Here is an 11,644-nt window from a genome sequence, read left to right on the forward strand (position 1 = left end):
TGAGTCAATGCACGAAACGCATAGAAGCGGCGCATTTACATTCCAAGCGATAAGACCGAGTCTGAATCTACGTGCTTCTGAAATCTCTGTTCTTAAGCAGAGCTGAGGTTATTTACCTAACCTACCATAATTATTTAAAAACGGGAATGCAGAGGTATTAAATATTTTATATCCAAAACAGATTTAACTCAACAAAGGCAACTTTTCAGAAGGAGAGTTAATTGCATTTAATCGGAGGTCATTAACCATTAATAGCGAGTTGAAAAGAAATCCGCACGTAAAAGAATATTATCCGAATAGATGGACATTTAAGTGTTTTATCGCCGGTTATTTTATGAAGAAAACTATAAAAACAATGCAATAAAAAAGGGATAAAACGGTTAATTTGGCAGGATTTAAGCCTTGAAAAAGGGCAGGTTATCGGAAAAAATGGAAGAATCGAAAAATAGAGTCAGTAAAGATAAAAAGCGGGTATGATTAGCTTTCATTAAATATAAAAAACGTTATTCGATGATGATTAAACTTAACAAAATCAGGTATTAAAAGGGATAAAACAACAGTTAAAACTTTATACCGATTGAAACCATAAGTTAAAAAATGACTTCTAATAACAGTTTAAAACCTGACCATCATAAAACCATGGCGGGATACCACATTATTTACCTTGCCATATTTAATTTATTTATCAGTGATTTTATACTCCACTTGTTTTACATTTACCTAACCTGTCATAATCATTTAAAAACGAGAATACAGAAGTTAAAAACGCGAATACAGAGTGGATAGGATGGATTTAACTCGATAAAGGCAACTTTTCAGAAGGAGAGTTAATTGTATTTAATCGGAGGTCATTAACCATTAATAGCGAGTTGAAAAGAAATCCGCACGTAAAAGAATATTATCCGAATAGATGGACATTTAAGTGTTTTATCGCCGGTTATTTTATGAAGAAAACTATAAAAACAATGCAATAAAAAAGGGATAAAACGGTTAATTTGGCAGGATTTAAGCCTTGAAAAAGGGCAGATTATCGGAAAAAATAGAAGAATCGAAAAATAGAGTCAGTAAAGATAAAAAGCGGGTATGATTAGCTTTCATTAAATATAAAAAACGTTATGCGATGATGATTAAACTTAACAAAAATTAGGTGTTAAAAAGGATAAAACAACAGTTAAAACTTGCAATCACAGCGCCGTCAAGCTGAGTATGTTCGCCTACCTTCACTTCATAGCCGCCTTTGCCGGCAAACAGCCCAGTCTGTTCTTGCACGGAGTCAAAGTTGCTGTGGATTTTGTCGTGGCCGACATTGAAACTTAATGTTCCTTCCGGCTGAGGACCGACCGTGACACTGGCGCCGGCACTGACGTTTTGCTGCTTCATATCGTAGCGGTTGCTGTCCTGTTCGCTGGTGAGCGTCAGGTTGCGTTTTACGTTCGCGGTAATTTGTTCGCCGCTGACCTGTGCGGACGGGAGCGGGCCTTGTTGCAGAAAACAAAAGCGGCTTCTTCCTGCCAGCGCAAATTCAGTCCCTCGAGGTATTGGGTCAGGACATCAATGCCCCGGCGCATATCGACGGGCTCTCGCACCAGAAAGAGCTGTTGCGGTTTCAGCATCGGGCCAGTACCCGCATCACGTCAGGCAACAGCGTCAATGGACAGGCGATGGCATACCCGTCTGGGGTATGCAGGGTGACGGTGTGCGCGTCATCAGGCTGGAGTGAAACCGGCAAGAGGGCGGACAGTGTCTGGCTGAGAGGTTGGCGTATTTTGTTACTGTCGGCAATCCAGTCACGGAAAGAGGAAAAACTCAGCCGATGCTGTTCGCAATACTGTTTTCGGGTCAGGTCACTGTGGCGCCATTGGGTCACATGGTGTTGTTTTTGCTCCGGGGTATATCGGCTACGGCTCATGGTTCCTCACAAGATTAAGACAAAAACCTAGCGCGCATGAACCGAATGAGAGGAGCAAGGTGAGTTCACCGGAACATTACCAACAAAAAAATCCCAGCTCAACAGCTGGGATCGTTCTTATCGGGTAACTAACGAATATCAAATAACCAAAGCACAAAGCCGACTAGAAATCCAGATGTACTGACTTTCAAGTACATACTAATGTTGCTACTAATGAAGTGGAAAATTTCTTTTCCACCTCCAACCCAATAGCCAAGTGTTGCAGCTAGTATGCACATAAAAAATATGAAGAGAAAAAAAGAGCAAGATAAATACAACAAAGCTAATATAGACTTATTTTTTTTCATCTTGTTGCGCCTTATCTTTTATAGCTTTCCCCATGCTATCGTTAAATATACCTGATGTTACTGAATCACCAACGTTACCAGCCACTGATGGAATTGAACTTTGTTTCACAGGCTTTGTAATTGTCCAAATCCCGATTGGTTCCCATTCAAGTTGCTTCGATATTGGATTGAGTATCTTCTCCATTGGGATTTTCAGAACATTACCAGCCGCATATCCGACACTGGCTCCGCCTTTACTTATTATTGCATTCAAGAAAGGATCATCTCCTTTGATTTCTGCGGTGTAATAGCCGCCTACTGCATTCCAAGTAACGGTTGGGTTATAACCTTTCCCTGCTGTGATAGCGCCGACAACACCTGCTCCAATTACATCAGATAACTTCACTTCTCCTGTTGTGCCATATTGAACAGCTGCATTTACACCACTGGTGACGCCTGCCGCAAGTAGCTGCTCTTTCCCTTTCGCCCCCTGAATCATTGCCTTTGCACCAAAGACCATTACAGGCCATGAAGTTGGATCTAAAGCGACAGCGGCAACTCTGTTAGAAGTGGTAATATTATCCTTCAAAAACTGCAAATCCTTACCATTCAAATACTGCACTATCTTGATGGCGTCGGGATCTTTTAATTTCTCTGACAATCGAATTTGTAACGATCCCTCATCAAGCGCAACATTCGTATTTACTTGAATAATTTCTTCATAAGTCACGCAGGTAATACCGCCTCCTTTGCATTTTTCCTCTAATTCGGCACTATTTTTATTGCTGATGTCTAAATACTTCTGAATAACTGCACCACAGTCTCCTCCTTTGGCCTTACACTCGGCCAACTCTTTATCAAAACGGTGGCTTTCGTCTTCATAAAGATAGTTGTTCTCCACCGCATTCTTCCCAGCCTGGGCACCGGTAACGGCGCTGCCGGTAGAGTCTCCTGCAATGCCGCCTGCCAGGCCTGCCGCCAGGGTGGAGAGGGTGCTGATAGTCTGTTTTTCCTCTTCACTTAAGTCACTGACTTTAACATTTTCACCATGGAAATGCTTCATCAGCGCTTGAGCAGCCAGTTCACCAGAAGCAGCCCCGGCTGCCCCAGCCAATGCACTGTTACCACTGGCTTCCGCAACCGCCGCCCCCAGAATCGCATGAGCCAAGGTATTGGTGGTGATATCCACTTTACCGGTTTGCGGGTCGGTGGTCATGTCCTTAATCACCCCGGCCAGATACGGTGAGGCACCCCCGGCCAGTGCCTGACCAATATTACCCCCAGCCAGTCCCTGAATAGCAGCCGTGGCGGCCTGTAAGGCGGTCTGGTATTTACCGCCGGTACCAAAACCAGAGTCATTTAATGCCTGATTGTAAGCCGTTTTGTAAATTTGGTTTTTGATGTCATCCTCAGTTGGGGGGAAAGCGCTGGTTTTCGCCAGTTTCGCTCTGGCATCCGCTTTGTCCTGCTCACTGATATTCGCCATTTTCGCGTTGGCGGCTTTGGTGGCGATAATGGACCCTTCAGTACCAGCAATATCAATCACCTGTGCGCTGATTTCCCGAATCAGTTGTGCCTGTCTCAGTCGTTTCTGCTCTTTCTCTTTATCAAAGATAGGACTTAACGCATTACCGGCATTATCCGTGTCGCGGCTCAGGGTGGTGATATCCTGCTGTTGGTGAGCCTTATCCCGGATAGCAATCGTGCCGTCACTGACTGCCGCATGAGTGGTGCTTTGAGCATGGCCTTCTTTATTCGCTCCTCCCAAAGTATTGGAGGCCAGATTACTCAGCAATGAGCTCCCTATCGGTCCGCCGGTGCTGAATCCGACGCTCTGGTGTTCGGTTTTGAAATCCGCTTTGTTTTGAATATCCCCGAAGCCCAGGGTGCCTGTATCAAGGGTGTTTTTGGCTTTGTCTGCAGTACTGGCAATCACAGCACCGTCAAGCTGGGTATGTTCGCCTACCTTCACTTCATAGCCGCCTTTGCCGGCAAACAGCCCAGTCTGTTCTTGCACGGAGTCAAAGTTGCTGTGGATTTTGTCGCGGCCGACATTGAAACTTAATGTTCCTTCCGGCTGAGGACCGACCGTGACACTGGCGCCGGCACTGACGTTCTGCTGCTTCATATCATAGCGGTTGCTGTCCTGTTCGCTGGTGAGCGTCAGGTTGCGTTTTACGTCCGCAGTAATCTGTTCGCCGCTGACCTGGGCGCCTTTAAGGGTCGCATCCCGGCCTGCGTTGAGGGTAACGTTCTGTCCGGCATCCAGGGTGGTTTCGTTATGGCTGACGCCGTCACCGCTTTCACGGCCTTTGCCGTAGTTGACGCTGGCGGAGACATTCAGGCCAGTGCCACCCGGTCCGGCGGTGAAGCCCACGCCGAGTGAGCCGCCGCTACTGCTGTTGCTGCCGGTGGTCTGTTCGGTATTCTGACTGGAGGTGAGTTGGATATCCCGATTAGCATTGAGTTGCAGGTCTTTGCCTGCCTGCAACCGACCGCCCTGAACACGGATATCGCCATTCTGGTCAGGAGTGTCGTTGCCGGTGGCCGTGATATTAAGATTATCCCCGGTGGTCAGGCTGCTGCCTTGTTGGCTGGTCTGGTGCTGTTTCTGCTCTGAACGGGAGGACTGGCTGCCGTAGGAGAGGTTGATACCCACAAGGTTGTTATTGGTTTTGTTGTCGCCGCCTTTGGCATCGGCCAGTCGGGCGGCCTGAACTGCCTGAACCCCACTTAGGGCAGCTTTGGTGCCTTGTAAGGCTTTCAGTCGGCTGTCACTTTCACTGCTGGCCGCCTTAACGGTCTGAACAGCAGTATTCACGGCACTGCCGGCTGTCCCGGATAGGGCCACGGTCAGGCCGCTTTGTTTTTGTTCGGTTTTGGTCAAGGCGGTATGGCTGTTTTCCGTGCTAGTGATAGTGACATCCTGACCAGTGAGGGTCATATCCCGGCCCGCGACCACATCACTACCGTGAATGTTGAGCCGTTCTCCCGCGTTGAGCGTGACATTGCCTTGACTGCTGCCGACGGTGCTGCCTTTGCTGAGGTTGCTGTCGATGTCAGTAGTGGATTTTTGGCTGGCTTTGCCGACGGTGAAGCCAATACCACCAGTACCCATCAGACCGGATTTTTTCTCCTTCCGCAGATGCGTCTCGTGACGGGCTTCATCCGCGGTGGTGACGGTGAGCTGATTACCAGCAGCCAGATCGACATCCTGGGCGCCAGCCACGTTACTGCCGATGATGTTCAGGTCTTTGCCGGCCTGTACGGTGATACTGTCCCCGCTCAGGGTGGTACTCACTGCCCGGCGCTCATGGATTTCGTCGTGGGTTTCGACTGACGATTTAGAGAGCAAGCCTTTGCTGGTCTGTTTGCTATGTTCGACCAAGTCTGATGAAGCGGTACCGGCGTTCAGGGTGAGGTTGTTCCCGGCCTGGGCCGTCAGTTGCTGACCGGCATTTACGTTAGCGGCGGTGGCATTAAGGTTATTGCCGGCTCGCAGTGCCAAGTTACCAGCGGTGTTTATCTGGCTGCCAGTGTCGTGCGCCTGCGTCAAATGGCGGTAGTTATCGTTCCCCCAGTTACCGTTTTCCGTGCGGCGAGTGAGCAGAGTGTCCAGAGTCAAGTCATGGCCTGCCGTTATCTCTGTCTGGCTGTCTTTACCGGCGTTATCGACTTTGCTGGCAGTGAGTTGGACGTCGTTGATGGCTTTCAGCGACAAGGTACCTTGGTCATTCTGGACATAAATCCCTGCGGGGCGGTCCAGCCAGCGGCTAACATTGTCATCGCGCAGGGTGGAGGTGCTGGTGATATCCCGGCCTGCCAGCGCAGAAATTCTATCTTGCCCTTGAATGCTGCCGCCTAGGTTGGTGATATCCTGCTGTGCAGTTAAATCTACTTTGCCGCCTTGAATAAAGCCGCTGTTGATTAGGTTTTTAGCGGTCAATTGGGTCACTTCACGCCCTCTGATGGCGCCGCTGTTGGTGATATCACCCCGGCTATTCAGTATGACGTTGTGACCCGAGAGCAGAGCGCCATCTCCGGTCAGGTCGCCTTTATTGACCCGGGCGTAGACCTGCGGTACGGCCACGGTCTGTGTTGTGCCATCCGGCAGGGTCACTGTCCGGTTGGTCAGCCAGATAATGTCTGAGGTGAGCAGAGCCATTTGTGACGGACTCAGGGCAATACTTGGGGTCAGTTGTTGTTGTTTGCTGAAGGAGACCCCGGCTTCCATCAGCGCTTTGAACTGAGCTTCATCGTTGTTATGACCGGCCAGATAACGCTGTCCGGTCAACTGGGTGATCTGATCACGTACCAGACGCTGTTCGTAGAATCCGTCTCCCAAGCGTTTGTGGATCAGTGCCGGGTCATTGGTGAGCTGTTGTTGCATATAATCCGTACCCAGCCATTCTTTATGCTGGGTGAATTTAGGGTCGGTTTCTACCAGATAGTGGCTGTCACTACTGGGTTGCACGATATACAAGCTGTTATCCGGCAGGCGGGTCTCCGGAGCGACTATGCGGATAAGCGGTTCGACTGTCTGTCCTTTAACGGTGCCAGGCGGCAGCACCAGTTCAAATTGTTGGCCGGTCGGTAATACGAGCGGACGTTCAGCCAATGTGCCGCTATCCGGCAATGGGATGGTGTCCGGTGGTCGCACCAGCTCAGTCTGTTGACCGGTAGGTGAAAGCATTGGGTGTTCAGTCAGAGCATCTCTGTTCGGCAGTGCCACTGTGCCGGATGGCAATACATGCTCGGTCTGTTGGCTTGTAGGAGAAAGAGTTGGAAACTCAGGCAACGCGTCTCTGTTCGGCAGTGTCACTGCGCCGGATGACAATACCTGCTCGGTCTGTTGGCCTGTAGGAGAAAAAGTTGGGAGCTCAGGCAACGCGTCTCTGTTCGGCAGTGCCACTGCGCCAGATGGCAATACCTGCTCAGTCTGTTGGCCGGTATGAGAAAATAACGGACGATCAACCGATGTGTCCCTGTCCGGCAGTGTGACTGTGTTCGTAGGGATAGTCACAGTCGTTCCTCGGTCGTTAGTCTGTCTCGGGATGCTGAGTATGATGTCGTTGATAGTCGCATTCGTGAGCGTAACTTCACCGGCTTCCGCTATTCTTGAGGTCAGATTAATCCCTGCAGGTGCACTTTGAACACGGCTTGTCTGCCTGTCACCTATCGTTATGCTGGTAATATCCGATCGAGTATTGGATTTCCAGGCTAGCGCTTTCAGGTCGATGGTTTCGGTTACCGGTGCCGGGCGATAATTACTGCCGCTTCTTCCCTGGGAAGTTTTAGTTCCCCCGATTCTGCGTTTTTTCTTTTTGGCATACCAGTAGGTCTGTCTGCCTTCATCCGTGGTGATGCGTTCACCTTTGGTAGCGTTATTGTGCAGTTCGTCAATATCACCGCCCAGTGTTGCGCCGGCTACGATTTGGCTGTCGTTATTGGTCAGTATTGTACTATTTAGAATGATATTACCGCCGGCCAGAATTTTACCCGGATCGCTTTCCTTTATCTGGGTTTCATTGACGGTACGAGTGTATTGGTACTCGTAAAATTCATCATCGCTGCTTCCGTCTGGCATAACAGCATCGTGTACACCATATTTGTTGCTGTAGGAGGTGTCCACCTGAGACCAGTCATAGCGAGTAGTGTGGCCTTTCAGTGCTGCTTCATGGCGCTGGGATTTTTCTACTTCCACCACCTGTGTCACCAGTTTGTCATTGGTATTACGGATAATAGCGGCATCAATCCTTAAGTTACCGCCTGCTTCAATGGTTGCCGCATGGTTGTTGAGCTTGCCGGCCTGACTGGTGGCGGCCAAGTTTTCATCCAGTTGTCCGCCAATGCGCATATCACCCACGCTGTAAATCTGAGCATGATTAAGGTTGTTTAAAGTCCCAGCGGCAATGTCCATTTGGTCTCGGGCGGCAATGACGGCAGCTTTACCATTCAGTGCGGTGTTATTGAGCGTACCTGTTTTGAGGACCATCTGGTCACCGTAAATCCGGCCGGTGCCGGTGTTGTCCAGTATTTTGGTGTTTAGATGGGTGAATTCACTGTCAATCAGGCCGGCGTTGGTCAGTGTGTCGCGGACGTTGACTTCGGTTTTCTTGGCGTTGATTTCTGCTATTTGGGTATTAGTGACGTTTTTTGCTTCCAGATGTAATGTCTGACCTGTTTTAATGGTCCCATCATTGATAACGTTGCCCGCTGTTTTCAGAACCATATCGCCGTTAGCGGTGACATTGCCAGTGTTGTGGAAATCCTGTTTTAACTTTATCTCCATGTCGCCCTGCGATAACACCTGTCCGTCACCACTCAGAGTGTCAACTTTGATGCTGGTTTTTTCACTCGCAATTAAAGTGCCTTTTTGGTTGTTAACCGTCAGTTTCTGATCTTCGTCTTCAATGGTGAGTCGTTTTCCACCAGAAATCAGTCCCTGTGTGTTATCCAGTGTCTGGCTGACGATGGTTTGCAGGCTGTCGGCTGCCCGTAATGCGCCTTGGGTGTTATCCACCTGTTGAGCTTTAATGATCAGGTGTTGAGCTTCAGTCCCCCGCTCAGGGTGATTAGTCTCCCGGTTAATCAGTTCCGACGTGTCTAGGATCAGTTGTTGGTCACCATGGATAAAGCCGTCAGTGTTGTTCGTTTGTTTCTTCACGTTAAGTGTTGAGTCACCCACGGCTTTGATCTGTCCGTGACGGTTGTCGAGCTGTTGGGTATCTAGGTCCATGGTGTCTGTTGACAACAATTTACCGTCTTGGTTATCTGTATCAGCCAATCCTGTGTCGATAACCAGTTTCCCACCCTGAATATGTCCGTGGCGGTTGTCCAGTTTGCCGCTGGTCACTGTTGTTCCGTTATCACCAATGATACGGCCGTGCTGGTTATCCAGTAGCTGCTTGTTCGTGTCAATATAGACGGTTTCCGCCGACTGTAATTTGCCGTTGTGGTTGGTGAGTGTTTGGCTGTGAATCTCCAATCCACCGTTACCGGCAATATGACCATTGTTATTGATTAGTGTCGCGCCGGTGATATCGGTTTTTCCGTCAGCGGCGATAAAACCGGTGTCATTATTTAATTCACCGATATCCAGCGTCAAATCTCCTAGAGCAGAGACTTTTCCTGATTTATCTTTGTCACCGTTGTTATCTAGGCGTTGGCCCTGGGTGTTCAGTCTCAGTGTTCCATCAGACCGGACGGCGCCTTTCAGGTTATTGAATGCTTGGGTCGTGAGCGTAGTCTGTTGAGTGCCGACAATAGTGCCTTGGGTGTTATTCACAGCGGCGGTGTTTAGTGTTGCAACTTTACGACTGGTAATAGTGCCAGCTTGATTATGTAAATCACCGCTGGTAATTAACATATCATCCTGGCTGCTAATGCCGTTCTGATCACCACTGTCCTTGTTAGTCAGGGTGTGACCATTCGTATTGAGTGTCAGTTTACCTGCGGAATGTAACAGACCGCCGCTGTTGTCAGTTTCGTTCACTGATAATTCCAAGGCATCGGTTTTGCTGCCAAGGGTCCCCCGTTGGTTTTTCAGTTCACCGCCAGTGATGGTTGTCTTCCCTATGCCAATAATTACACCATCATGGTTGTCAATTTCACCTGTGGGTCAGGGTCATCGTCCCTTTGCTGATAATGCCACCGTTGTCGCCGCTTTTTGCTGTAGTCAGTTTTTCTCCATGCGTGTCCAGCGTCATATCACCGGCAGATTCTATCTTTCCGCCGGTATTGTCGAGTTCCCCGCTGTCGAGTTGCAGGTTTTTCTTACTAACGATGGTACCAGCCTTGTTGTGGAGTGATTGTTTCTGCGTGTTAATGTGGGTTTCGTCGCCACGGATAAATCCGCGGTCATTGATCAGTTTACCCGTAGTCAGCTTCAAGGTATCTTGCGCTACGATCCCGCCGTATTTGCCGCTGTCAGTGTTGACCAGTTCCTGTTTCTGGGTATCCAGATCCAGACTGGCGGCGGATTGAATCAGCCCATGTTGGTTATTGACTGCTTGTGTTGTCAGATCTGCTTTCCCCTTTGAGAGGATTTTTCCTTTGGTATTGTTGAGATTGTGGCTGGTCAGTGTGGTGTCGCCTTGTGAATCGATCATGCCAGCGGTGTTATCGATTTCATCCACTTCCAGAGTCAGGTCGCCACCGCTGAATATGCCGTGTTTATCTCCGCTTTGAGTGTTAATTAGTTTCTGACCGTGGGTGTTAAGTGAAAGCGTTGTTTTGGATTGCAGCAGACCACTGGTGTTATTCAGTTCGCCAGTATTCAGTGTCAATTGTTGATATTCGCTGAACATTTTACCGTTTGTATTATCAACAGTTCCCGTTGATGTTACTTTGAGTTGCTTATTGGCGATTACTTTTCCTTGTTGGTTATCAATGATGCCTGTGGTCAGATTCATATTGCCTGTACTGATTATGCCTCCGCTTTCACCACTGTTGATGTTGGTCAGTAGTTCGCCTTGCGTATCCAGCGTTAGATCATCGACAGATTGCAGTAAGCCGCCGTTGTTGTCAGTTTTGCCTACGGTTAATTTCAGTGCACCGGTTTCGCTGGCAAGTGTCCCGCCCCGGTTGTTAAGTTCACCACCGGTGACTGTCGTTGTTCCTTTACCAATGATGACGCCATCATGGTTGTCGATTTCTCCGGTGGTCAGGGTGAGTGTGCCTTTACTGATAACGCCACCCGTATCGCCGCTTTTTGCCGTGGTCAGTTTTTCTCCATGCGTGTCCAGTGTCATATCGCCGGCAGATTCTATCCGGCCACCGGTACTGTTTAACTCGCCACTGTTAAGTTGCAGGTTTTTCTTACTGGCGATGGTGCCGGCTAAGTTGTTTAGCGCTTGCTGATGGGTGTTAATGTGGGTTTGGTCGCCACGGATAGATCCACGGTCATTGATCAGTTTACCGGTCGTCAATTCCAAGGCATCTTTCGCTATTATCCCACCGTTTTTACCGCTGTCAGTGTTGACCAGCTCCTGCTGCTGGGTATCCAGATCCAGACTGGCTACGGATTGTATCCGTCCGCGTTGGTTGTTGATTGCTTGTGTTGTCAGATCTGCTTTCCCCTGCGAGAGGATTTTACCGTCGGTGTTGTTGAGATTGTGGCTGGTCAGTGTGGTTTCACCTTGTGAATTTATCACGCCAGCGGTGTTATCAATTTCACCGGCTTCCAGTGTTAGGTCACTGCCGCTGCGGATGCCGTGTTTTTCTCCGCTCTGGGCGTTAGTCAGCTTCTGACCCTGAGTGTTGAGTGAAAGGGTGGCGCCGGATTTCAACAAGCCGTCGGTGTTGTCCATTTCACCGGTTTTCAATGTCAGTTGCTGATGCTGACTGACCATTGTACCGCCGGTGTTATCGACTGTTCCTGATGATGTCACTTTGAGTTGTTGATTAG

The 11,644-nt window shown here is 49.0% G+C and carries 3 protein-coding genes and 2 pseudogenes; all 5 read right to left on the reverse strand.

Annotated features, from left to right (window positions below; translation table 11 throughout):
- Window positions 1–1,176: 1,176 nt before the first annotated feature.
- A pseudogene (locus ABR397_RS21055) lies at window positions 1,177–1,473 on the reverse strand (hemagglutinin repeat-containing protein); the annotation flags it as partial.
- Window positions 1,467–1,613: pseudogene (gene tnpB, locus ABR397_RS21065) on the reverse strand (IS66 family insertion sequence element accessory protein TnpB); the annotation flags it as partial. The pseudogenes tnpB and ABR397_RS21055, both read right to left, overlap by 7 nt.
- Window positions 1,607–1,909 carry an IS66 family insertion sequence element accessory protein TnpA gene (gene tnpA / locus ABR397_RS21070; protein WP_350307426.1) on the reverse strand — a complete coding sequence of 101 codons (303 nt, stop codon included), beginning with the start codon at window positions 1,907–1,909 and terminating at the stop codon, window positions 1,607–1,609. The gene tnpA and the pseudogene tnpB, both read right to left, overlap by 7 nt.
- A 333-nt stretch (window positions 1,910–2,242) precedes the next feature.
- The gene (locus tag ABR397_RS21075; RefSeq protein ID WP_350307427.1) at window positions 2,243–9,730 is read right to left on the reverse strand and encodes a hemagglutinin repeat-containing protein; all 7,488 of its coding nucleotides are present in this window, start codon (window positions 9,728–9,730) and stop codon (window positions 2,243–2,245) included.
- Between the two features lie 115 nt (window positions 9,731–9,845).
- Window positions 9,846–11,644, reverse strand: a 1,799-nt coding sequence (locus ABR397_RS21080) for a hypothetical protein (RefSeq protein ID WP_350307428.1), incomplete at its 5' end; no start/stop codon positions are given.

This window comes from Photorhabdus viridis (assembly GCF_040256935.1).
GTDB classification, from domain to species: Bacteria; Pseudomonadota; Gammaproteobacteria; order Enterobacterales; family Enterobacteriaceae; genus Photorhabdus; species Photorhabdus viridis.